Below are 25252 nucleotides of genomic sequence, written 5' to 3' on the forward strand. Positions count from 1 at the left end.
AATTAAGTAATTAATCTTGGAAGAAGACCATAGGTAAAAGAACAAAGCATTCTCTACAGGCTTCCAAGTATGCAGGGGGTTCGTATCTTGCGACTGAGAAAACAAACGCTCTCGTACTATGCCCTGGCACCGCTTCCTAAGTTTGCTTTTATTATGTTGTCTGGTGCCTTTGTCATCTGTTTCCCAGGATAAGAAACCCAAGGTAGCTTTAGTACTAAGCGGTGGGGGTGCAAAGGGCATAGCACACATTCCGTTGTTGCAAGCCCTGGATTCCCTCGGTATTGTCCCAGACCTGGTTGTGGGCAATAGCATGGGTTCCATGGTCGGGGGGTTATACGCCATGGGATACTCCGGAGATAGTATTGCAAAGATTGCCAGCTCCACGGACTGGGATAACCTGATGGGCGGTGGAATTTCTCTGAACGATGTAACCGTAGAGGAGGAGAGTGAATTTAATCGCTACATGATTAGCCTCAGTCTCGAAAATAGAAAGTTCCGTTTAGGCAATTCGCTTATTAATGATCAAAACCTGAGGACCTTTATTTCGTACCTCACCTACCCGGCCCACAAGGTCAATGACTTTGACGACCTGTCTATACCTTTTAGGGCCATGGCCACGGACATTGTAAACGGGAAAGAGGTCATCCTGGAATCCGGATCCCTGTCCTTTGCCATGCGGGCGAGCATCTCCATCCCCGGTATTTTTTCTGCCGTCCCCTATAATGAAACCCTGCTCGTCGATGGAGGTGTCCTGAATAATTTCCCGGTTGATGTCGCAAAAAATTTGGGGGCGGACATCATCATCGGAAGCGATGTCGGCGGTAACATGTTGCCCAAGGAGAAACTTGAAAGCCTGAGCGCGCTTATGTTCCAGGCTGGCATGCTCAACAGCAATCTCAAAAACCCCGAAAGTCGGGCCCTTTGTGATATCCTGATCGACCATTACCCGAATCTGACCTATTCCACCTCCGATTTTGCCAAATCCAGGACGATGATGGAAGAAGGCAAAATTGCGGTTTCCGAAAACAGCAATGCCCTGGTGGCCCTGGCTGAGCGCCTAAAAGGGTTCGATCAAAGAACACACCAAATTCCCGATGTGGCAGACAAGATCACCCTGGACAAGATTGTCTTCAAAGGAATAAGCAAGGGGAACAGAACCCTTGTCCGGGAACGCGCAAATTTAAAGCCCCATACACCCTATTCGGTTCAGGATCTGAAGTCCGGGATAGACCGTGCCATGGGTACTGCACGTTTCACACATATCAACTACGGGCTGCAGGATACGGATGATTCCCTTGTATTCGAGGTGCGGGGTTTTGAACGCTCCAAGCACCAGTTTAAAGGCTCTTTGCATTTCGACACGGATAACAGCGTAGGATTGGTACTAAATTATACCGGATTCAATGTGCTGGGAACTTCGTCAAGGTCATTGGCAACCATAGATCTGGCTGAACGGCCAAAAATTCGGTTACAGCACCAGGCCTCGTTCGGCTCTCAAAAGGCATGGTGGTGGCGCGCGGAATTCATGGGGCAGCAACAAAAAGAAAAGGTATTTGTACTGGGGGAATACGTGGATGACATAAATTACCGAAACGGGATCTTCGATAATCAACTCAATCTGAATCTGAATTCATTGATCAATTATATAGGTTTCGGCTTAAAATATGAGTACACGGGCCTTAAGCCAACCATTGACCCTAATGTAAATGACAATTTCTTCCAATTTGAACGCTATCGTTTTGACAATTTTGAAATTTACGGCCAGTATCGTCATAATTCCATGAACAAGGTGTTTTTCGCCACTCAGGGAACTTCGATTCAGGGCTACCTGGGAAGGTCGCTTTACAGCAAGGTAGATATTGACTATTCTTTGGATTCGGCTCAGCCGGTAAAGGGGCAGACCAATGGGTTTACAAAACTTGGGTTGGATTATGAAGTAAGGATCCCGGTAAGCCAGGAAACTACTCTAATCGTGGGAGCCGCATCCCATTTTTTCTTCGAAGACCCCCTGAATGACGGCGATATTTCATCTTTGGAATTTGGCCTGGGTGCGAAATACATACTCGGCGGTAATATCGAAAACCCCAGATATGACACGCGTCCCTTCCCGGGTTTAAATCAAAAGGAAGTCATTGCAAATCAATATGTAAAACTTGCGCTGGGCACACAAATCAATCTGTTGCGCAAAGTGTTTCTCACCCCTCATGTGGATCTGGCATCCGTGGGCTTTGGTACTTTTGATGATTTTACCAGGGATTTTTACAATCCCAAGGGAGAGTGGCAAAACGGATTGGAAACCAGTTTGCTCTTCTCCGCAGGAAGTACCATATCCTACGCCTCTCTCCTGGGACCCATTAATTTTGATCTTTCATGGGTAAATGGAACAAATAACCTACGTTTTTTTGTTGGCGTTGGATATAATTTCAATTAGCCCTATTCGAAGGACTGTAATTTGACGGCCAGGACATTCAGACCGATCTTCGAATTATGGCTTAAATCAACAAATGAGTACCTTAGGCCGGCACTTGCCCCTACCTCCTTTTTCAAGAAGGGGTAAGGCGACAAACGAGGATCTCCAATGGAATCAACAGTTCAACCACCAAATGCTACAGGCCGTATTGTACTGGTCACCTGCCTGCTATCAATCGGTTACGCCATTTTACGTTATCATCTATTGGGTCCTGTGCCCTGGAAAGATTTTCCTTTCTACATCCTTAATAAAGGGATTTCCCTTGCGGCCTTTATCCTTTTGACATTCAATTTTGGTTTTGGCCCCCTCAATAATCTTGGGGTTCGAGTACCTCAAAGCTATCTCAATGCCCGAAAGGCTTTGGGCATGACCGGATTCCTCCTGGTATTGATACATGCGCTGATAAGTTTTCTACTCTTTAACCCAGCCGTTTATGGCCAATTCTTCGAAGCGGACGGCACACTCAACCTGATTGGAGGACTGAGCATGCTGGGGGGCGTGCTTGCTTTCGTAGTCCTGTGGGGTTATAATCTAAGTTTTCAGACCCACCTCAGGGAAGACGAAAAGTTTATCCGGTTTATCACATCCCGTCGTTTTTTATTGGTTGCAATGCTTTTAGGACTTGTGCATTTATTCTTTATGGGCTACAAAGGATGGCTCAACCCGGGGGGATGGAACGGAGGATTACCCCCCATTAGTTTGGTCGGGTTTGTTTTCTTCCTTTTTGGGTATGTGATCAACTTGCTTGGGAGAAAATAGGATGCATTATTTCCTATATTTAGATTCGCAAAGGATTCCTATGATTTCATCCCATTTGGATGGTTGGGATAAATCAAATAAGGACGCCACAATTCTTAATCGCATAAAACATTCAGATGGGACTAAGTGATCTATTCAACAGCTACGACAAAAAAAAGCGAAGAAGCCATTTTAAGAACCTCTTTTCCGTAGCCCGCGCAGACGGGGATGTGGACCGGGCGGAGATGGACCTGGTGATCGGGTTGGCCGAAAAGTTTCATATGTCCACGGATGAAGTAACAAGAATCATCAGAAACCCTGAGGATGTAGCGCTTTTTACCCCTAAAACCGCCGAAGAGCGAATGGAACATCTCTATGATCTGATCTCCGTGATGATGGTGGATGGGCGGATCGATGAAAAGGAATTGTTCCTCTGCAAATCACTGGCGATGAAATTAGGGTGCAGTGACAAAACCATTGATTCCCTGCTCAGGGACCTGATCGAAGAGGCGATAAAGGGTAACGCTGCTGAAAAGGCCGTAGAACGTCTCCTTCTGAAATACGCCTAAAAACCAATTTATTCGCCCCTATGGCTTCAGGCTTTTTTGCAGTATTGGACGACATCGCCACCCTCATGGATGACGTGGCCTCCATGAGCAAGATTGCCACCAAAAAGACGGCCGGCATCCTCGGAGACGACCTGGCCGTAAATGCGGAAAAGGCTACGGGTTTTATGGCCAGCCGCGAATTACCGGTTCTGTGGGCGATCATTAAAGGGTCCTTTCTCAATAAACTCATTATCCTCCCTATCGCTTTCCTTCTCAGTGCCTTCCTTCCTGTGGCCATTACGATAATACTCATCCTTGGCGGGATTTACCTGGCCTATGAGGGGGCGGAAAAAGTTATCGAATTTGCCCTCGGGCACAAAAAACAAGCGGGAGATATCAGGAAAGAGGTCGCTTCGGAGAATGACTTGCCCGGACTTGAAAAAAAGAAAATAAAACAAGCCATCTTCACAGATTTTATCCTGTCCATCGAAATCGTCATCATCGCCCTGAGTACTGTGGTCAATGAGTCGCTTACCAATCAAATCCTGGTGGTCTCGACCGTAGCTGTAATAGCCACGATAGGGGTCTACGGTATTGTGGCGCTCATTGTACGAATGGACGATTATGGACGCAGGCTGATTAACTGGCAGGACGGCAATGATGGGCTGTCGGATAAAGTAGGGCGGTTCCTTGTGAATGCCTTGCCATGGGTCATCAAAATACTTTCTGTTGTTGGAACCCTGGCGCTCTTACTGGTCTCCGGGGGTATCTTTAACCATAATGTGGAATTCCTGCACCATCTCATCCCGGACATGCCTTCCCTCCTAAAGGATTTTTTAACCGGCTTTGTCGTTGGGTCTGTGGCTGTACTCCTTATGGGAATTGTCAAAAAGCTTTTTAAAAAGGCGTAAGGGGGTATATTTCAGATACGTATTGCCCCCTAGTGGAACTTTACTTCTCAGGAGTCGAGGCCTGCGGTTTCTTTGCCAATCGCACCGCATATTTCTCCTCCATTGGTATCCGTGGGAAGAATCGATGAACTTATTATCATTTTGACTGCCACCTGAGCCTGAACCACCTAGGCAACCTGTAGTTATAAACCCTACTGCCAGGGACGCTATAGCGCTTCGATCAGAATATGGTGGATCGTTTTAATTCCATCTACGTAGTTCCCGATTCGTATATTCTCATTAGGGCTGTGTTGGTTGTTATCCCGGTTAACCGTGGGAACGGTAACGGCAGGCACACCGAGTTCCAGCACAAAGGGCGAAATTGGGATACTTCCACCCGACGTACGCTGTTTTACCGGAGTTTCCCCAAAGGCATTGGTAAGCGCACGATCCAGCCAGATCCCTACCTCCGAATCAAAATCAGTTCGGAAAGCCAGGTAGGAAGTAATGCTGGTAAACTGACAGATGCGCTCATAGGTTTCCCGTTCTTTTTGAGTTGGGGCGCGGTCAATAACATAATATCCCTGTGCTATGATATGATCCCGAACCAAATTGATAAGCCGGTCCGGATTGCTTTCAAGGACCAGCCTTATATCGATCTCAGCAGTTGCTGTTGAAGGTACAATGGTCCGCGCTTCTTCGCCCACCCAACCGGAACTAAACCCCCTGACATTTAAGGAGGGGTATTGCAGGGATTCCTGATAGGTAGGTGCTACACCTGTCCCCCGGACCACTCCCAATCGCCTGTTGATATACGCTTCATCGTCTGGCACAGCTTCCAGCAGTTCTTTGACCTCTTTGCTTATCGTTATCCCTTCATAAAACCCAGGGATGGTCACCCGTTCATTCGCATCTTTCATACTCGCGATAAGTTGTGACATGCGAACCGCCGGATTGGGCGCCCAATTCCCATAATGCCCGCTATGCTGGGGGAAGTTCGGACCGTAAACGGTAAGGGTAATCTCCGATATGCCGCGGGCGCCAAAAGTAAGGGATGGCCTGTTTGTGATGTGCCGGGGGCCGTCAAAAATAATGAGCATATCAGCAGCAAGCACTTCATCGTATTCCCGCACTGCCCGAGGCAGATTGGGAGACCCCATTTCCTCTTCAAAATCCATGATCACTTTCATGTTGAAATTTGGAGCCTCACCCCGATCGTTAATCATATCGATTGCCGTTAAGAACATATTTACTGCACCCTTGGAATCGGAGGTACTTCGGGCGAATATCCGCCATTCCGGATCAATGGAATCAGAATCGAGGCGGTCCCACGGCAGGGTTTCCCAATCCCCGTCTGCCGTCCTTTTCTTCAGGGTAGCTTCATAAGGATTGTCCTGATTCCAGAATTTTGGATCTACGGGTTGGCCGTCTACCTGGAGGTAGATCAGGACCGTTTTGGCCTTTGGGTTTCTGGCACTGCGCTCTGCAAGCAATAAAGGGGCTCCCGGGGTTTCCAGTCTTTTTGTGGTAAATCCCCTTTGGCTGAAATTCGCCTCACACCATTGAACATTGCGTTCTATTTCCTTTGGAAAATGGGCATCATTCGGGATGGCCAGCAGTTCTTTCAGCTGGGGAAAAGAGGCTTTTGCGTAGTTCCAGTAGGCCGCATTATCTGCCGGTTTCTGTGCGCTGAGACTCCCGGAAAATCCGAATAGAACTAACAGGAGGGTGATTCTGGTAATATTTTTCATGATTTCGCTTTAAGATACTCTTTGTAATCTACAGTTCCCGGGGCATAAAAGGTTTTGGATCCGAAATAAATTGCCATCAGGCCGTTAGGGCTGTTTATGTTTTCTTAAAAATACCGTATTTCTGAAATAGTTTCCACGCATTTCCATGTGAAATTACCAAATATCCCCGGGAAGAGATTAAGGCAGGTCCATAGCGGGAAATTGGTCAATAATCTCTATTACAATTTCGTAACTTTAGTATCTCAGTTTGTTTAAAGGCAAATTCATAAATCTTTTTTCAATTCTTCTACGCATGAAAACCATTTTCACCTCCACTGTGCTTCTTGTCATTTTCTTCTCATTTTCCTGTAAAAGCGATTCCAAAGAAATCAACACGGATAAGGAAGAGATGCCTGTCAGTTCCAATGCGGGAAGTGACATTCCCGTTAACCCACTCAAGGAAGCTTATTTCGGTGATACGCACGTGCATACCGGGTGGTCCTTTGACGCCGGCCTGGACGGGGCCATACTGACACCTGAAGACGCCTATCGCTTTGCAATGGGGGAAGAGGTAACCTCAAACTCAGGTATTAAAACCAAACTAAAACGCCCTTATGACTGGTTTCTGATTTCGGACCATTCCGATGCTATGGGAACGATCAATGAAGTGATTGATGGCAATCCTGAGATGATGGCATCGGAAGTAGTCGCGGGATGGAATAAGGCCTTTAACTCCGGAGATCCGGCAGCGGCAGCTGCGGCCAAAAGTGAAGTGGTTGTCCTCCAGTCCAATGGACAGGTCCCTGAAATTATCATGGATCCAAAATGGATGGTGAGTGCATGGAACAAGACCATTGATGCAGCCGAAAAGTTCTACGAGCCCGGAAAGTTCACCACTTTTACGGCCTATGAATGGACCGTAAATGCAAACGGAGGTGACAACCTCCACAGAAACATCATTTACAAGGAAGGCGGTGACAAGGCCCGCGGGACCCTCCCCCTTACAACCTTTGAAACCCAGGATTCCCGAAAACTCTGGGAGTGGATGAGCCAATACGAAGAAAAAACGGGTGATCGACTTCTGGCTATCCCCCACAACGGCAATATGTCCAACGGCCGCATGTATGAAGAGCAGCAGTTCGATGGCAAACCAATGACCCGGGAATGGGCCGAACTGCGCGTAAAATATGAACGGCTGATGGAACTGTTCCAATACAAGGGACAGAGTGAGGCTCATCCTTATCTCTCCCCTGCGGATGAATTTGCAAATTACGAGCTCTGGGATCGCGGGAACCTCATATTAGTCCCGAAAACCTCCAGGGATATGTGGAAGTATGAATATTGGCGGGAAGGCCTTAAATCCGGGATGCGCATAGGTCAGGAATTGGGGGTCAACCCCTTTATGTATGGGTCGAACAGTGCTACCGATACCCATACCGGGCTCTCTTCTGTGGACGAATCGGAATTCTATGGCAAATTCAAAACCCTGGAACCGAGTAATGATGAAAGATGGAATTTTCCAATACTCGAGGGTGAAACGGACAACTATATGGGCTGGGAAATGTCCGCTTCCGGGGTAATGGGGGTATGGGCTGAATCCAATACCCGGGAGGCCATTTGGGAAGCCATGTACAACCGGGAGACTTTTTCAACCTCGGGGCCCAGGATTAAAATGCGCTTTTTTGGCGGTTTCGAATATTCCGAGGGAGATATAGCTCAGGGGATGGCTGAGGCCGGGTATGGAAAAGGTGTGCCCATGGGAAGCGTCCTGAAAAATGTGGAAGGCAGCAATGCACCCGGATTCCTGATCCATTGTTTGAAGGATCCGGACGGGGCCAACCTGGATCGGGTACAAATCGTCAAAGGTTGGGTAGATGACCAGGGGAATACACAGGAGAAAATCTTTGAAGTGGTTTGGGCTGGTGATCGAGCGGTAGATGGTGAAGGAAAAATCGCTTCCATTGGCAGCACTGTAAATATGGAGACGGCCGAATATACCAATACCATTGGAGAGACCGAACTTAGCACCTTCTGGACGGACCCAGAATTCAATGCGGCTCTGCCCGCCTTTTACTACGTCAGGGTACTGGAAATCCCATCACCCCGATGGACCTTATTCGACAAAGTCCGGCACAATTTGGAATTACCTGAGAATATTCCTCTGGTACACCAGGAACGGGGCGTATCGAGCCCGATTTGGTACACCCCAAAATAGTACCCAATGGCATGGCTGGCGGGTAAACCTCCGGTAACAGCTGAATTCTCGGGACATAAAACGGTTTAGAAAAAGTTAGTACCTTGAAGCGTATTAGGCCACTTAAATAAACACATAATAATCAACCCCGGCTATATGAAGCACCTTCTCATCCTTATCACCCTGATTTTAATCCTTCCAGTGGGGGGGATGGCCCAGGAAAACACGAGAAACGAAGGTACCCGAACGCCCTATGAACTGATGTCTTCCTATTACGCAGAACAGTTCAAACCGTTTCAGAAGAAAAACATCTATACCGGCCTGGCTTTCTCCCTTAGCGATAAGAATTTAAGCAATGTAAACCAGCTCGTTCGGAATGTCGTCAACGGCAAGGACAAAGCCTTTAGCATAATACTTAAAGGGGGATACTATACCGGGGATTACGCCATGGTGGGCCTGAATTTTGAGTATGCCCAGGAGACCTTTGAAGGGACCCTGCTACGGGATGCGGACACCGTGCAATCGAACTCCATATCCAGATACTATAACTTCACTCCGAATGTGCGCTCCACGGTCCCGCTTACCAAAACGGAACGACTTAGTTTTTTCACTGAAGTAGGACTTGCCTTCGGGGTCGGGAATACCCTTACGCGAAACACGAAGAACCTGGATGAAATCGAAACCAGTTATACGGATGAATTCAACTTTCGGGTGGGTATCAGCCCGGGGATAACCTTTTTTGCCATTGAGAACTTTGCCTTCGAAGTGCAGTTGGATGTTTTGGGTTATGAACTCAACGTTAAAAACAAGGAGACAAATGGTATAGAACAATCCAGGGTAGTGACCAACAATATCGATTTCAATATAAATTTACTTTCATTGAAACTCGGTTTGGCGTATTACTTTGGAGCGAGTAAGAAACGAAATTAATTTACGGCGTAATGAAGAAGGTTGTCCTGTATCTATTGGTAATATTGGTATCCACAATGTCCTGTATTGGGGAAGATTACTTTGGACGTTCAAAATTTGGCAACATAAAGGAAATTTCGGTGAGCAACCAGGCCTCCAGTGCCCGGATCCTGAATGACAGTGTCAAAGTGCTTGTTGAGATTCCTGCGGGCGTGGACTTATCGACCATAACACTTGAAAAATTAGAGGTTTCCTCTTTTGCTACAGCCGACAAAACCGTAGGGGATGTCCTGGATCTGAATACCCCTCAGATTATTACAGTCACGGCCGAAGATGGCAGCACCTATCCATGGAAGATTGAATCCTTTGTCGCTGCAGATAATCCCCAATTGGATAATTACGAGCTGAATTTATGGTATAAGACCAGTACCGACTATTTTGAACCGGGGGCAGATGCGAGCTCAACCATTTGGGGAACGGGAAATCCCGGCACCCAAATCCTGAACAAACTGGCAACAACACCCCTGGACCTTGGGGGCGGAAATCTCTCCGCCAGAATGGAGACCCTGGACAATGGGCCTATTTCAGGTGCCTTTGGGGCGCCAATTTCCGCAGGCTCTATTTTCACCGGAGTTTTTAACAGCGATAAAATAGATCCATCGAATCCAGAAGCCGCTATTGAGTTTGGTACACCTTTCGCAGGCCGACCTGCAAAACTCCGGCTTAAATACGCCTATACCCCGGGTCCATCGAACAAGGACAAAAACGGGAACGTCCTGGCTTATGGCGATGCCTGTGATATTTATGCGCTTTTGGAAGTGCGGGCAGGGGGTAGAACGGAGCGTCTGGCAACCGCCTGGCTTCGGAGTGAAACCCCTCAGTCGGATTTAACAGAAATCGAAGTTGACTTCACCTATGGCGAACTGGATGGCAGTTTTCCGGACTATACCCGTCCCGTGAATCAGGGATATGTAAGCAGGGATTCCGCTAATTTTATCCTGCCAACCCATATCACATTTGTAGCCTCTTCGAGCTTCGACGGGGCCAACTTTGCCGGGGCCATTGGCAGCGTTCTTATCGTGGATGATGTGGAAATGGTCTATGAGGAATAGGGACATCTCATACCTCCAAACACAATAGCCTTTTAAGACCGGTAAACCCCTGAGCCCTTCCGGCAATCTTAAATTTTATTATACAATTGTCATATTATTTGCGACATTTGTCGTATATTTAAACATAATTGGATTTCATATGGCATCCGCTGAAAAACTATTTATTGAGAATAACGGGGGTATCTCGTTTTCCTGGAATGATGACAAACGATCTATCGACCTGATCAAACTGGTACGGGAAGGCATCCCCTACCCCGAGTTTGCCAAAATTTTGGACTTTGCCCCTTTTACGGCCAAGGAATGGGCCAAATACCTCAATATTTCAAGCAGGACCCTGGAAAGGCACCGGGAGGAACGCAAGGTTTTCAGGCAACAACAGAGCGAACGAATTGTATCCATCTACCAGTTGCTTCATTATGGAAGGACCGTATTTGAAAATCAGGAACATTTTTATACCTGGATGGATTCAGTCAATATCGCCTTTGGGAGAATCCGCCCAAAAGACCTCCTGGATACGAGTATCGGCATCGACATGGTAAGAGATGAACTGGGTCGGATTCAGCACGGCGTACTGGCATGATCGTCTACAGGCTAAGCAAGAAAACGTATAGTGCGGACCTGTCCGGAATTGGGGCTGAAAAATTTGGAGGACGGTGGAACAACAAGGGTACCCGTATGATCTACACCGCCCAATCGAGGGCGCTTGCTAATCTGGAAGTGGCCGTCCACGTACCCCTGCATATTGTCCCCAATGACTACTTTCTCACCGCTATCGAAATACCCGATGCACTGATCCGAAACTATCCTGAGAAAAGACTGGAGTCCGTAAACTGGAAAACACACCCCCCTTCTGATTTCACCCAGAGGGAAGGCGATGCCTTTATCCGGGAAGGGAAAGCGCTGGTTTTAAAAGTTCCTTCTGCCATTGTACAGGGCGACTACAACTACCTGATAAACCCGCTCCACAAGGAAATCCATCAGGCCAAAATACTTTCCAGTGAACCCTTCATTTTTGATCAGCGGCTTTTCAGGCCTTAGGTTTTTTACCTTCAGAAACTTTTATGGGAAACCCCGTATTGCCCTTGGCGGCCCGGCATGATACTTTTCCCTATTTTTAGGACTTCAAATCAGATCCCATGTATAAATTGTTTTCGTTTATTCTGTGCCAATTGCTCTTTAATGGAGTTTATGCCCAGGACCGCCTCACAGGAGAAACCTTTACCACGCGTTCCGAGGTGCTTGCGCGAAATGGCATGGCGGCCACAAGCCAGCCCCTGGCCACTCAGGCTGCCCTTGAAATCCTTAAGAAAGGTGGTTCGGCTATGGATGCCGCCATTGCCGCAAATGCCGTTCTCGGCCTGGTAGAACCCGCCAGTTGTGGAATCGGCGGAGACATTTTCGCCATTGTATGGGATGCGAAGGAAAAAAAACTCTTTGGGTTCAACGGCAGTGGCCGGGCCCCTAAGTCCCTGAACATCGAATATTTTATGGAACGGGAGATAAAATACGTCCCACTTTATGGGCCACTGCCGGTCTCCGTTCCCGGCTGTGTGGATGGTTGGTTCGAACTCCATAAAAAATTCGGAAAGCTTCCCATGGCGGAAATTCTACAACCGGCCATTGGTTACGGGCGTGATGGATTTCCGGTATCGGAGGTAATCGCCTATGAAATGGTTTCCAACTACAAAGGACTTCAGGATCAACCCGGGTTCGCACAGACCTATTTACCCGGGGGTACACCGCCCGCCAAAGGAGAAGTATTTAAGAATCCGGACCTGGCCAATACCTATGACAAAATAGCCAGGGGAGGTCGGGATGCCTTTTACAAAGGAGACATTGCCCGCACTATTGATGCGTTCATGAAAAAACACGGCGGTTTTCTTTCCTATTCGGATATGGCCGGTCACACCTCGGAGTGGGTTGAACCCGTATCCACCAATTATCGCGGGTTTGATGTTTGGGAACTGCCACCCAACGGCCAGGGTACTGCAGCCCTGCAAATGCTGAACATCCTGGAGGGCTACGATATCGCAGCCATGGGTTTTGGGAGTGCGGAATATATTCATGTCCTCACAGAGGCGAAAAAGCTCGCCTATGAGGATCGCGCCAAGTTCTATGCCGACCCGGCTTTCAACAACATCCCCCTTTCCGAACTTCTGTCTAAAAAATATGCAGCAAGCCGAAGGGAATTGATTGGTCCCGATGAATCTGCCCGCGCTTATCCCGCCGGCGATATGGAAATCGAGTCGGGCAACACCACCTATTTAACCGTAGCCGATAAGGATGGGAATATCGTTTCCCTCATTCAAAGTATCTATTCGGAATTTGCCTCCGGCATGGTTCCCGATGGCCTTGGGTTTGTACTTCAGAACAGGGGGCAGATGTTCAATGTCCAGGATAAAACCCATGCCAATGCCCTCGAGCCCGGTAAGAGACCTTTTCATACCATCATCCCGGCATTTATCACCAGGGATGGGAAACCCCATGTCAGTTTCGGCCTAATGGGCGGGGCAGTACAACCCCAGGGACATGCCCAGATCGTCATCAATTTGGTCGACTTTGGCATGAATCTGCAGGAAGCCGGAGATGCCCCCAGGATACGCCACGCAGGCAGTTCCCAACCCACCGGGTCCCGAATGACCAATGGGGGAACCTTAAATATGGAGAGTGGATTTGATTACGGCACAATCCGGGAACTTCGCAAAAAAGGACACCGCATCTCCTTCGGGGTGGGTATTTACGGAGGCTATCAGGCCATCGGAATCGATCTCGATAACCGGGTGTATACCGGAGCATCCGAATCCAGAAAAGACGGACAGGCTGCCGGATACTAAACCCATTTGCATAAAATAATTTCAATAACCAACACCCCTAAACCACCTCAAATGAAGTCCATTTCCCTTTGGTTCTTTTTAGCCCTGATTGCCATTTCCTGTACTCCTGAAAAAAAGGAGGTCGCCTATCAACCCATAGATTACAAACTCTATTTTGGAGACAATGAAGCGGGCTACTTCAAGAGCTGGCGATCTGCGGAAGGAGCCTATCAGTACGAAATGGAATACAACGATCGCGGCAGAGGCCCGCATTTGGTGGAAACCATCAGGTTGAATGCTGACGGATACTCGGAGTCTATAGAAATAACAGGCCACAATTACCTGAAGGATACCGTTAGCGAACGTTTTGTCATTTCTGAGAATGAAGCAACATGGGAAAGCACCTCAGAAAATGGCAAAGCAGCAGTAGCCGGGGGCGGGTTTTATGTTGGGGTAAACAGCGGCTATGGGAATGTGGAACTGCTGATCCGAAAAATGCTTTCTTTACCCAATAAATCGTTGGAAATTTACCCAAGCGGCAGGCTGAGTATATCCGCAATTGAGGAAATAAAACTGGGGGATACGCTGAATCTGAAACTTATTGAAGTTGTTGGCTATGGCTTCTCCCCGAACTATTATTGGTTTGACACCAGCGATCGGTTTTTTGCCGCCCCCTCTTCATGGCTGACGGCGATCAAGCAGGGTTATGAATCCGTTACGGACGAACTTCTGGCAATCCAGCTGGCCAGTGAAAAGGCATATTACGCTAAAACGGCCAGAGAACTTACCAAAACCCCGGAAGGGAAGGTAATTATTTCGAATGTCACCCTCTTTGATTCAAAAACGGGAACCAACCTCAGCGACCGACACGTAGTCATTGACGGAAACACCATTAAGGCCGTACTTCCGGGGGGTGAAGCACTTCCCGAAGCCGCAGAAGTGATAGACGGGAAGGGTAAAACCCTGATGCCCGGCCTCTTTGATATGCATACCCACCTCAGCCGGTCCGACGGTATACTGAACCTGGCTGGCGGGGTTACTTCGGTACGGGATCTGGCTAATTCCTTCGATCTGCCTGACATAGCCAATGAGTTTGACAACAATTCGGTTATCGGGCCGCGCATCCTGGTAATGAGTGGTTTTATAGACCAGGCAGGTCCCTACGCCGGACCCATTGGTAAAATTATCAGTTCTCTGGATGAGGGCCTGGAGGCCATAGCGTTCTATAAGGAAAGGGGCTACCACCAAATTAAACTCTACAGTTCCATAGATCCGGCCTGGGTAAAGCCGCTTGCGGCCAAGGCACATGAACTCGGCCTCAGGGTGAGTGGTCATATTCCGGCCCATATGCTGGCCCGGCAAGCCGTGGCCGACGGATACGACGAAATCCAGCACATCAATATGATCGCCCTGAATTTTATGTCGGATACCATAGATACCCGTACTCCCCTCAGGTTTTCGATGATCGGGAAACACGCCCATGAAATAGATGTCAATGGAACTGACTTCCAAAACTTTATCAAACTTTTAAAAGCTAAGGACATCGTGGTAGATCCAACGGTATCGATCTTCGAAGGCATGCTTACGACCAAAGCAGGGGAACCCGATCCGATGTTTGAGGCAATCCTTGACCGCCTGCCCGTACAAGTGAGCAGGGGCTTTTATTCCGGTGGCCTGCCGATTCCGGAAGGTCAGGAAAAGCAATACAAAGACTCCTTTGCAAACCTGCTGGAAATGGTTCGCACACTGCATGAGGCCGGGATAACCCTTGTTCCTGGAACGGACGCCATGTCCGGGTTTGGCCTGCACAATGAACTTGAAAATTACGTGCGAGCCGGTATTTCCAATGCCGATGTGCTTAAAATGGCTACACTTACCGCAGCAGAAGTAAGCGGATATGGGTCGAAGCTCGGGTCCATTGAAGCGGGTAAACTGGCAGATCTCATCCTGATAGATGGGGATCCACTTTCAGATATCTCAGATATCCGCAGGGTAGAACTCACCATAAAGGATGGAAACATCTATACATCAAAAGAATTATACGAAGCCATTGGTGTAAAACACTTTGAATAGAGAACTTTATTTAGTTTCTTCTATAAACTGTTTTTCAGCACATTAACCCCTTTGGAAAAGTACTTCTATGAAGCTATTGAAGCTGAAAAATCTGCATTTGAGCATCTCCCTGTTCATTGTCATTCCAGCGGCCCTGATCTATGGTTTATACCCTGGCGTATCGCTACCCTGGCTTTTTGATTTTGAGGTAACCTCTCCCGATCTGTACAATGTTTTTAGGGCCATCATGGGCTTGTATCTGGCATTTTCAATCGTCTGGTATCTCGGAATCGTGAAACCTGCCCTATGGAAATCCGCTACCATCCTCAATATTGCTTTTATGGGCGGCCTGGGCTCTGGACGGGTCTTAAGTTTAATTTTGGACGGTATCCCGTCTCCTGCCTTTGCGCTGGGTTTAGTTGGCGAATGGGTTTTGGCCTTTTTCGCCCTCTACCAATTCCGGAAATTCAAGGCGGATGGCAAAACCTCTGAGTAGCTCCTGTTCCCTGCAGGTACCTGCGTCCTTTTTATTGACCCTACGCCTGTAATCAGGGGATAGAAGGCTACCTGACTACCTTTTTAAAGGGAAAGCGTTTCTTTCGGGAACCGGGGCCCGGGGGAACCTGAACAGGTTGCCATTCAACGAAGGATACAGCATTACGTCTTACAGGAAAATTCATTTGAGCGACAGTTATCGATATCCTTAGTGAAATGGTCGAATAATGGACTTTCAAGAGCTTATTTTGCCTGTTTCTCAATTAACTACCTTATTTTTGGAGGAGAACCTATATGAAAATGAACATGTACCTTAAATCCTCCAGTCGCAGGAGCAATTTGCTTGTGGCGCTCTGCCTGATGCTCTTTTTAGCCGCCCCAGAGGCGAAGGGGCAAATAGGTGATGTTATACAGGAAAACAAAGTAATTGTCGGATCTGCCAGGGCTTCTACCCTGCAACTACCCTTTATCGAATATTCCGAGGTAACCGGCATGTCTCCCTATTATACCCTATGGTACTGGGATGACACAACTTCTGACCGTAAGATAAAGGCCCTGCAATTCCATGCCACCGATCTGGAACTGGATTACCTTTACAAGGTTCTGAAGGATGGTTTTTCGGTCAGTATGCAGCGTATAGAAATAGGGGAATCCAGGCTGGTAACACGACGGCCGCTGAGATCAGGTAATCCCCTGAAAATCAATATTTATTACGAGGACAACTCCGTTGGGACCTTTTACCTTAAAGAAGCTACACTCGAACCCCTTCTGGGAAATACGAGGAATCCGGTCCGGACCAGGGACGACCTCGCCGGCACGCTAATAGAATACTAGGTATCTTTAGCTCAGAGCTTTGTAAGTGCAGTTCGAATCTCCATTATTGACTGGATACAGGGTTAAAATTATTTATCTAACTTAGGAGGTATAGTTCTTATCTCCCTAAAATGGCGCAGACGAATCAGAATAAATGGGTAGTCCTCGCCATACTGACCCTTGTTTATACTTTTAGTTTTATCGATCGTCAATTGCTGGTTATCCTGGCAGAACCTGTGAAAGCAGATCTTGGTCTTAGCGATACCCAGTTAGGACTTTTGACCGGATTGGCTTTTGCTGCCCTGTATGTCACCCTCGGACTGCCCGTAGCACGCCTGGCAGATAAAGGGAATCGCAAAAATGTTGTAAGTGCCAGCCTGGCCATTTGGTCGCTCATGACTGTTATCTCTGGAATGGCGACCAATTTTGTACAGATGCTTTTTGCGCGGATCGGAGTCGGAATAGGCGAAGCGGGAGGCAGTCCTCCCTCCCACTCCATCATATCGGATTACTTCGAGCCCCAGAAGCGGGCTACTGCCCTCTCTATCTACTCTGTGGGGATATATATCGGAATCTTTGTCGGGTTTACCATTGGGGGTGTGCTCGCCCAACATTACGGCTGGCGTGTTGCTTTTTATGCCGTTGGGATTCCGGGTGTGCTCTTAGCGGTCCTGATCTACTTTTTTGTAAAAGAACCCCCAAAAGGCAGGTTTGATCCCCCTCAGCTGAGCTCAGAAAATCTTACACTCTCCAATGTTGTCAGAACCTTGATGGGTAAAAAAACATTTGTCTTTATTGCCCTCGGATCCGGTTTCATCGCGTTCGGATCTTACGGTGCGGGTAACTTTTTACCCTCCTTTTTACAGCGGGTACACGGCGTTGATATCTCTAAAGCGGGATATCTGTTGGGCATCTCCTTCGGTATTGGGGGCGGTTTAGGTACATTTTTGGGAGGTTACCTGGCCGATAAGATGAGAAGATCCGATATGCGCTGGTATATCTGGCTTCCTATGGTATCGGCATTATTGGCCCTGATCCCCTTTGGGATCTATCTGTTTTCGGACTCCTTGAATGTAGTGGTTTGGATGATTTTCATGGTTTCTGCCCTCCTTGGGGCCTACCTGGGCCCTGCCATTGCGGTTACCCATAGCCTTGTAAGTGCCCGGATGCGGGCCTTTTCCTCTGCTGTCCTCTTCCTGATTCTGAATATTATAGGGCTGGGACTGGGACCCCTGACTATAGGCTTTTTAAGCGATTTATTTCAACCTGAATACGGAGACTTGAGTCTGAGATGGGCGTTTTGCGGTATCTTTTTATCCCAAACACTCGCAATCCTGTTTTTTGGCTTGGCCTCAAGACATTACTTAAAGGAAGTGCTAAGCGGTTAGGTTCCAAACGCCTTCCAGCAATTGAGCAGATAAACAGCGTAGACCTTCTGTAACGGGTATTTCATTGAATCCCTGCGGTTTGGAATCATTCCTACCCCCTTCCGGCCGCAACAACGATTTCCTGTCCGCCGCAGCAAAAGTGGGCCTCTGATGCCTGCTGTGCAACAAGAATAGCGGCTTTCCGGGCTTCGCGCGCAGTAGTTACAGATTCGTTGAGGTACCGCTGAATAGTGCTGAGGTTTCTGGAAGCATAGGCTTTTTTCGCCAGTCCAAATGCCTTGTCTGCAAGGGTTTTGGCTCTCTCCGCATACCTATCTGCACCCGTGAGATACTGGGCCGCACCTTCGACCCCGCAATGCTCAGCCCTTTGTCTCGCCTCAGCTGCCCGGGTCGAAATACGGTATGTGGCCGCCAGGATTTCTCCAGCATAAATCTGTGCCTTCCGGCTATTGGAGCGGGCCGAACGGTAATTGGTTGTCCGGATAGCAAAAGTTTCTAAGGTATCTGAAATACGAAGCACTTCCATGGCATTACTGCGGACATCCTCGATATCACTTTTCAGGAATTCACACTGTGCGGTACCCCTGGCATGAGATAAAAGCAGAATCCCCAGCAGGCAGCCTAAAAGTTTCAAAGTACTGGAATGGTACATGGGTAAATAGTGTTTTCGCTTTTACAAGAAACTAAATTTTGAAGACATTTGAAACCGGTACGGATCAAAAGCGCTGATAAAGAGACAAGTGACAAGGCATCGACACAGCATCTGAATTCTAAGGTATTTTATCGAGTCTCAGATGGCAGCTTAATACCCTATCCTGCTTAGGGCTTCCAGGGCACTTGAGGCTTCGCCGGTTCTTCCCGTCAACCGATGAAAATACTATCTTTACGCATCAGAATACCATCACCCATCCGACACCTATAAATCAAGTCATGAACCGTATCTCCACCCTTTTTTTCCTGCTGATCACCATTGCTCTATCGGCACAAGAAGATCTATGGACCCCAGAAGAAATCATCAACACCGTCTACCTTACCCAGCCTTCTTTTTCCAAAGACGGCTCAAAGATCGTATGGCTGCAGCGCAAGGGGTTGGTTAAAGAAGACAAGTTTGTGAACCATCTTTACCTCACAAGACTTGAAAATGTAAGCGATACCCCAAAAGTTATTCAATTAACCCGTTCCGTGGAGAGTGAATCCAACCCTGTTTTCAGTGCAGATGGAAACGCCCTTTATTTCAAATCCAGTCGTGAAAAAGGGAAGTCCCTGTGGAGACTATCACTCCAGGGTGGTGAAGCCGAAGAGGTTTCCAAGTTTGAAAACGGCCTTAGTTCCCTTTCACGGCTCGGAGACAGTGCCCTTGTATTTATTTCGGGAGAAGGAAAATCCCTGTATGACATTACATATGAAAAGGACAATACAACAGTGGTAGAGGATACCGCCCATTGGAACCCACGCCGGTTGTATTCTTTTGACCTGAAATCCAAAAAAACCACCCGCCTCACCCAAAACCCATACAGGATAAACAGTTATTCGGCTTCTGAGGACGGGGCGTATATCGTCTACCAGGAAATCACCTCCCCGGACTACAACACCGATGGCAATCCAAAACCAAACTATGTGCTCCTGGATATTAAAAAAGGGACTTCACAAACCATTCTGGAAGGGCTGCAAAGTCCCGGTGGATTTCGTTTTACCCAAGATGGTAAAGGATTTTATTTTAACGCAGAAACTTCGTCAGATCCGGAATGGAATGGGGCTGGGATCAGGGAGCTCTACTATTTTGACCTTTTGGGCAAAGACTTTATAAAAGTACCCCTGGACTGGGAGAATGGGTTGTCCGGATCCTATTTCCTGGATGGGCCTCACGTTATAGTACAGCTTGCAAATGGCCCGCTCCAAAAGCTTCGCTATTTCGAAAAAGAGGGCAACACCTGGAACTGGAAGGACTTTGAATTGGGGGAACTTCAATACCACACCAATATCCTTGCTTTCCATCAGGAGACGGATCGCGTCATTTACACACATTCAACAGCTTCTAAACTGCCGGAATACTATGTGGCAACCCTGAAGGTAAATAGAAAAAATGTATCTCTGGAGGATCCCTTAATCCTGACCACCTTGAATAAAAAATTAAAAAAGAAGCCGATTGCCAAATCCGAAATCATCTACTGGAAAGGCGCAAATGATGAGGAGGTTAACGGAATCCTGTATTACCCCAAAAACTACGAAAAAGGAAAGACCTATCCCCTGATCCTGAGTATACATGGCGGGCCTACGGGAGTGGATCAGGATGAATGGTCAGAACGCTGGTCCACCTATCCGCAAATCTATACGGATAAGGGTGCCTTTGTGCTCAAACCCAACTATCACGGGTCCGGCAACCACAATTTGGCTTTTATTGAATCCATAAAAAACGGCAACTACTACTCCCTGGAGCAAATTGACCTATACAACGGCATACAGTATCTGAATGACCAGGGACTTATCGATATGGATAAGCTCGGGCTTATGGGTTGGTCCAACGGTGCGATCCTGGCCACCTGGATGACACTAAAATACCCGGATATGTTTAAGGTGGCAGCACCCGGCGCAGGTGATATCAATTGGACCTCAGATTACGGCACTTGCCGCTTTGGAGTAACTTTCGACCAGAGCTACTTCGGGGGGGCGCCCTGGGATGACACCAATGGTAAACACTACAATGAGTGGTATATCGACAACTCCCCTATTTTCGAGATCGAGAAAATCAAAACCCCTACAATTATTTTTCACGGGAGCGAAGACCGGGCGGTCCCAAGGGACCAGGGCTGGGAATATTACAGAGGGCTGCAGCAAGTTGGACAGGCTCCTGTAAAATTCCTCTGGTTCCCCGGTCAGCCGCATGGGTTGCAGAAAATCACCCATCAGCTACGGAAAATGAAAGAGGAAATTGCCTGGATTGACCAGTATCTTTTTGAAGACACCAAACCAAAAAACGAGGCCTTTAAAAAGGATAGCCCTTTGGCTTCCCTTCTTTCCATGCAAAAAAACATGTCAGATGACGGGCTGATTGGAACTACATTTGATGGCGTTTTGATCCCCCCAACCGCAAGCCTGGGAAAAGACACCATTGCGATAGGCACTCATGAAGTGACCCTTGCTCAGTATCATGCCTTTACGGGGAAATCTTATGATAGGCTCCACGCCAATTCCCCGGTGACCGCTCTTAGTGAATCGGAAATTCGTGCCTATCTGGAATGGCTGAAGGAAAAAACCGGAGCGACGTATCGGCTTCCTAATGAGAAAGAAGCGGAGCGATTACATAAAAAAGCCCGGGAGGCATACAAAACCCAGAATAACCTGAACACCCTGGCGGGTTATGAGCTTACTGCATTGGACGTCGGAGACTTGCAGAAAAAACTGAAGGAAGTCAAAACATCACTTATCCGTAATACGGGCAGCCATCCGATGGTAAAATTAAAAGATGAAGTTATGGTGTACGACCTTGGGGGGAATGCCGCGGAGTACTACCAGACCCCCTCGGGCCTGAAATCCTATGATTACAGCGCTTATGATTTTGTGGATCCTGCAGCCCAGCACCCTTCAAGTGCAACGGAGCACACCGGACTCCGGGTAGTCAAAGAAAAGTAATCGTATTTGCGTGAAATCCAAAAAGCCAATTCATACTCCGCTGGCTATGATAGCCTTAAGATAGCGGCTTCCGGAATTCCAAATTGTGGGATGGCAGCCAATCTGAACTCCTGTTCTGGTCAAAACGCCTTATCTTAATAACGTGATTTAAAGTCTATTTATCGGTGCAGAAAACCTATTCATACCCTGCTAAAGTTTACCTCAATGGGGAAATCCTGGATGCTGCAGATGCCAGGATATCCGTCTTTGATCGGGGATTTATTTTCGGGGACGGCATCTACGAAGTTATGGCCCGAATCCGGGGGCGGTTTTTTTACCGGGAAGCCCACATGGAGCGACTCAGAACCTGTCTGGAGAAAATTGATATTTCCCTGGACGTATCCTCACTGGAGACGGAAATCCTAACCCTGCTAAGCGCATCTGGCCTGGAAGAAGCGGATTGCTTGCTGTACATTCAGGTTACCCGGGGTGTAGCCCCGCGCCAGCACTCCTATCCCGCTGGAATACAACCTACTGTAATGATGTACGCCTGGCCCAAAACCCTGCCGGATATAAATCATACCCCGGTGGCCGTAGTGCTTCAAAAAGATTTTCGCTGGTCGAGATGCGATATCAAAATGACTTCCCTTTTAGGCAATGTGATGGCCAATGAGTTTGCCAAATCGCACAACTGCTATGAAACTGTATTTGAACGCGATGGCATAATCACAGAAGCTTCGCACTCAAATGTATTCTTCGTAAAAAACGATGTGGTCCATACACATCCTGCGAATCACCTCATCCTCGATGGCATTACCCGACAGGTGGTATTGGAGCTTTGTAAATCCCTGTCAATTGAAGTACAGCTGCAGGGCATTCCCGCATCCCAGATCCTGGAAATGGACGAGGCGTTTTTAACGGGGACCAGTACGCAAATCACCCCCATATCGACAGTCGACGGAAAAACTGTTTATCCCGAAAGCATGGGTCCGGTAACCCGGAGGCTTCAGGAGGCTTTTTTAGAACTGAAATTCCGCTAGGAACGCTGTGTTCTGATGTGTGGAGCATTCGGACTTGAAAGGGCAGATCGACGATCAACCAGAACCTTACACAACTTCAAAACTTCGAATCCTTGTGGCAGGATGAAACTGGAAATCCAGTAACGATAACCTTTGGTGTACGGGGATTTGAGAAAAGCGTTCCGGTCCGAACCTTTGCAATCTGGGATGCTCTGCCCGCAGAGGGACAGGTGCAGCATGAAATTCCTGCTAATTTTTGTATTTTAAGCAGACAAGGCCGAAGTCCATATGTTTAAATTCTTCAGGAATATCCGTCAAAATCTTATCAGAAACGGGCAGACACGTCGGTATGTCTTCTACGCTTTGGGGGAAATTGCACTTGTGGTTATCGGTATCCTCCTGGCTTTGCAAATCGATTCCTGGCAGACGGAGCGCATGCAGCGCAAAAAGGAGATATTATATTTGAAGGAGATTCGGACGAATCTGGAAGACGATTTTGGAAATGTGGCATATTCTATCGCCCATAACCAAAGAAAAGATTCCATTATACAGCTCTGCCTCACCTCCATATTGGAAGGATCCTCCGACGCGGAGTCCATGATGACCATTCTCGGAAACATGCCGGCACTTGCCGAGTTCAGTGTTTATACACCCAACCGGGTGGCCTTTGACAATATGTTGTCCGCCGAAAACATCGACCTTATTTCAAACGATAGTCTCCGCACCAACATCTCCAAATTTTATTCTGAAGGCAACCTCCTATTTGGCATGCAGGATCGCGTTAAAGACCTCACCAGGAAGTTCGTGGATAACACCACCCCCCTGCTGATGAACCGTGAAAGCATTGAGCTTATTTTTGGAAAATCCAGTGAGTTCGATTCGGCCGAAGACCTGGGCTTTCGTAAAAATAACACCCTCTTTGGCGACCTGTTTGGGATGCAGCGAAACCTTGGGTTTCACACGGCATACCTGCAAACCTACCAGGAGGAAATACTAAAACTTCAAAATCAAATTGAGGGATTTTTGACCGGGTCGGAGTGATCCCTCACGTATATTTCGGCCCCTGTCTCATAGGGCTATCGAACCGGGTCCATCGGGTATTATATCCCTGTAAACACCGCGGTTACAATCCCAAGGGCTGCTACCAAAAACAAAATTAAAAGAGGGCGCCAGATAAAGTGTATCCATTTGTTATAAGGAATCCCGGCTACAGCGATAATCGCCATCAAGGCCCCATTGGTCGGTACGATAAAGTCCATCGTCACCGCCCCGTATTGATATGCCAGTACACATACCTGGCGGGAGATTCCCATAAGATCGGACAATGGCGTTAAAATCGGCATACTCAATAAAGCCTGACCTGAATAACTGGAAACTGGGAAATGCAGCATGGCCTGTGCCCCCATCATTCCCAGGGCAGAAATGCTGGGGGGCAGGTTCTCAATCGGAGTAAAGAGCGCGTAGACAATGGTGTCCAGTATCTGTCCTTTTTCGAGCAGTAAGGGAATGGTGCTGGCCATCCCCATAATGATAGCCGCAAAGGTCATTTCCTTCATCCCTTCGATATATACCAGTCCGGTTCGGTCAATACCCATTTTACCAATTAGCCCCGAAGCAATACCGAGAGCAAAAAAACAAGCCGAAATTTCGTTAAAACCCCAATCCAGAGTGATCAACCCATAGGTTACAACTGCAAAAGTCAGACAAAGCAGAAACAGAATTAAACCTGTTCGCCAGCTAATACCAGCGCCTTCTGTTTTCATGGGAACCGCGGTAACCCGATTTTTTCTGGCATAGCGCCACAAATACCAAATCCAGAGGACAAGGGCAATACCCAAAATGACGAGGCGGTATCCCGACCCGGAAAGCAAAGGGAGTTCCGCTTCCTTTTGGGCAAGGACTACAGCAAATGGATTTATCGGACTGAAAGCTGCCCCTAAAACCGCTGAGCCATAACTTATACCCAGGGCCACAAGGGAATTATACCCCATAGAGCGGCAAAATAGTATCAGGATAGGCGCAAGTGCAATGATTTCTTCCTGTAATCCAATGGTAGCCCCGGCGGCAGCAAATAAAATTGAAACCAGGATAAGGGCCAATGCTTCCCTGCCTTTCAAACGATCTACAACAACCTGTAACCCCTGTCCAAGGGCACCCGTCTTTTCGATAAGATAAAAACATCCCCCCAAAAGGAGGATTAATACAATCAAATCCGCACGACTCGCCAGGCCTTGTGGAATGGCCAGGAGCAAATCAAAAAAGCTCAGGGACTCAGAGGCAATTTCATGGTAAGACCCTCCGATTACCGTCGTCTGACCACTCTGCAGATCGGTAACCCTTTCGTAAGTTCCGTGAGGGATTAAAAAGGTTAAAATCCAGGATAAAACGATGACTCCGAGTAGGATTACAAACGCATTAGGGAATTTTCTCATAAATGGTTGGTGATTTTTGTTCCGCTCCAACAAATGGGTC

The 25252-nt window shown here is 47.7% G+C and carries 20 protein-coding genes; 17 read left to right on the forward strand and 3 right to left on the reverse strand.

Going from position 1 to position 25252, the window contains the following annotated elements:
• Positions 1 to 163 precede the first annotated feature (163 nt).
• The 4 genes from QU605_RS05445 (at position 164) to QU605_RS05460 (ending at position 4667) form a co-directional block, all read left to right on the forward strand.
• Positions 164 to 2431, forward strand: a complete 2268-nt coding sequence (locus QU605_RS05445) for a patatin-like phospholipase family protein (protein ID WP_289724263.1) — start codon at positions 164 to 166, stop codon at positions 2429 to 2431.
• A 147-nt stretch (positions 2432 to 2578) separates the two neighbouring features.
• Complete coding sequence (locus QU605_RS05450; protein WP_289724264.1) at positions 2579 to 3229, forward strand: hypothetical protein; 651 nt, start codon at positions 2579 to 2581, stop codon at positions 3227 to 3229.
• A 116-nt stretch (positions 3230 to 3345) separates the two neighbouring features.
• On the forward strand, positions 3346 to 3777 hold the full coding sequence (locus QU605_RS05455) for a TerB family tellurite resistance protein (protein WP_289724265.1): 432 nt from the start codon (positions 3346 to 3348) through the stop codon (positions 3775 to 3777).
• Between the two features lie 20 nt (positions 3778 to 3797).
• Positions 3798 to 4667, forward strand: a complete 870-nt coding sequence (locus tag QU605_RS05460; RefSeq protein WP_289724266.1) for a DUF808 domain-containing protein — start codon at positions 3798 to 3800, stop codon at positions 4665 to 4667.
• 206 nt (positions 4668 to 4873) lie between these two features.
• Here the strand turns inward: QU605_RS05460 and QU605_RS05465 are convergent, their stop codons facing one another.
• Positions 4874 to 6397, reverse strand: coding sequence for a M20/M25/M40 family metallo-hydrolase (locus tag QU605_RS05465; protein ID WP_289724267.1), 1524 nt, complete (start codon positions 6395 to 6397; stop codon positions 4874 to 4876).
• Positions 6398 to 6689: 292 nt separating this feature from the next.
• On the opposite strand from QU605_RS05465, the gene QU605_RS05470 reads away from it, so the two are divergent.
• From QU605_RS05470 to QU605_RS05515, 10 genes are all read left to right on the forward strand, one after another.
• On the forward strand, positions 6690 to 8591 hold the full coding sequence (locus tag QU605_RS05470) for a DUF3604 domain-containing protein (protein ID WP_289724268.1): 1902 nt from the start codon (positions 6690 to 6692) through the stop codon (positions 8589 to 8591).
• Between the two features lie 135 nt (positions 8592 to 8726).
• On the forward strand, positions 8727 to 9500 hold the full coding sequence (locus QU605_RS05475; protein ID WP_289724269.1) for a hypothetical protein: 774 nt from the start codon (positions 8727 to 8729) through the stop codon (positions 9498 to 9500).
• A gap of 11 nt (positions 9501 to 9511) precedes the next feature.
• The gene (locus tag QU605_RS05480; RefSeq protein ID WP_289724270.1) at positions 9512 to 10591 is read left to right on the forward strand and encodes a PCMD domain-containing protein; all 1080 of its coding nucleotides are present in this window, start codon (positions 9512 to 9514) and stop codon (positions 10589 to 10591) included.
• A 139-nt stretch (positions 10592 to 10730) separates the two neighbouring features.
• Positions 10731 to 11171: an Xre family toxin-antitoxin system antitoxin gene (locus QU605_RS05485; protein WP_289724271.1), complete on the forward strand. Its 441-nt coding sequence runs from the start codon at positions 10731 to 10733 to the stop codon at positions 11169 to 11171.
• Entirely contained in the window at positions 11168 to 11629 is a 462-nt protein-coding gene (locus QU605_RS05490) for an RES family NAD+ phosphorylase (RefSeq protein ID WP_289724272.1), read from the forward strand. Before QU605_RS05485 ends, QU605_RS05490 begins: the two co-directional genes overlap by 4 nt.
• Before the next feature lie 98 nt (positions 11630 to 11727).
• A complete protein-coding gene (gene ggt, locus QU605_RS05495) occupies positions 11728 to 13425 on the forward strand; it encodes a gamma-glutamyltransferase (RefSeq protein WP_289724273.1) in 1698 nt (565 codons plus the stop codon).
• A 51-nt stretch (positions 13426 to 13476) separates the two neighbouring features.
• Positions 13477 to 15477, forward strand: coding sequence for an amidohydrolase family protein (locus QU605_RS05500; protein WP_289724274.1), 2001 nt, complete (start codon positions 13477 to 13479; stop codon positions 15475 to 15477).
• A 67-nt stretch (positions 15478 to 15544) separates the two neighbouring features.
• Positions 15545 to 15952, forward strand: a complete 408-nt coding sequence (locus QU605_RS05505) for a DUF4345 domain-containing protein (protein WP_289724275.1) — start codon at positions 15545 to 15547, stop codon at positions 15950 to 15952.
• Positions 15953 to 16251: 299 nt separating this feature from the next.
• Positions 16252 to 16785 carry a hypothetical protein gene (locus tag QU605_RS05510; RefSeq protein WP_289724276.1) on the forward strand — a complete coding sequence of 178 codons (534 nt, stop codon included), beginning with the start codon at positions 16252 to 16254 and terminating at the stop codon, positions 16783 to 16785.
• A 110-nt stretch (positions 16786 to 16895) separates the two neighbouring features.
• Positions 16896 to 18152 (forward strand): spinster family MFS transporter, encoded by a 1257-nt coding sequence (locus tag QU605_RS05515; protein WP_289724277.1) that lies wholly within the window; start codon positions 16896 to 16898, stop codon positions 18150 to 18152.
• 91 nt (positions 18153 to 18243) lie between these two features.
• Here the strand turns inward: QU605_RS05515 and QU605_RS05520 are convergent, their stop codons facing one another.
• Positions 18244 to 18804 carry a hypothetical protein gene (locus QU605_RS05520; RefSeq protein WP_289724278.1) on the reverse strand — a complete coding sequence of 187 codons (561 nt, stop codon included), beginning with the start codon at positions 18802 to 18804 and terminating at the stop codon, positions 18244 to 18246.
• Positions 18805 to 19082: 278 nt separating this feature from the next.
• Here QU605_RS05520 and QU605_RS05525 point away from each other — a divergent pair, with 278 nt between their 5' ends.
• The 3 genes from QU605_RS05525 (at position 19083) to QU605_RS05535 (ending at position 23821) form a co-directional block, all read left to right on the forward strand.
• Positions 19083 to 21782, forward strand: coding sequence for a prolyl oligopeptidase family serine peptidase (locus tag QU605_RS05525; protein WP_289724279.1), 2700 nt, complete (start codon positions 19083 to 19085; stop codon positions 21780 to 21782).
• Between the two features lie 164 nt (positions 21783 to 21946).
• Entirely contained in the window at positions 21947 to 22801 is an 855-nt protein-coding gene (locus QU605_RS05530) for an aminotransferase class IV (RefSeq protein ID WP_289724280.1), read from the forward strand.
• Positions 22802 to 23068: 267 nt separating this feature from the next.
• Complete coding sequence (locus tag QU605_RS05535) at positions 23069 to 23821, forward strand: DUF6090 family protein (protein WP_289724281.1); 753 nt, start codon at positions 23069 to 23071, stop codon at positions 23819 to 23821.
• A gap of 59 nt (positions 23822 to 23880) precedes the next feature.
• Here the strand turns inward: QU605_RS05535 and QU605_RS05540 are convergent, their stop codons facing one another.
• The gene (locus QU605_RS05540) at positions 23881 to 25212 is read right to left on the reverse strand and encodes a YfcC family protein (RefSeq protein ID WP_289724282.1); all 1332 of its coding nucleotides are present in this window, start codon (positions 25210 to 25212) and stop codon (positions 23881 to 23883) included.
• Between the last annotated feature and the right edge of the window lie 40 nt (positions 25213 to 25252).

The sequence above is a fragment of the Robiginitalea aurantiaca genome (assembly GCF_030380815.1).
Taxonomy (GTDB): Bacteria; Bacteroidota; Bacteroidia; order Flavobacteriales; family Flavobacteriaceae; genus Robiginitalea; species Robiginitalea aurantiaca.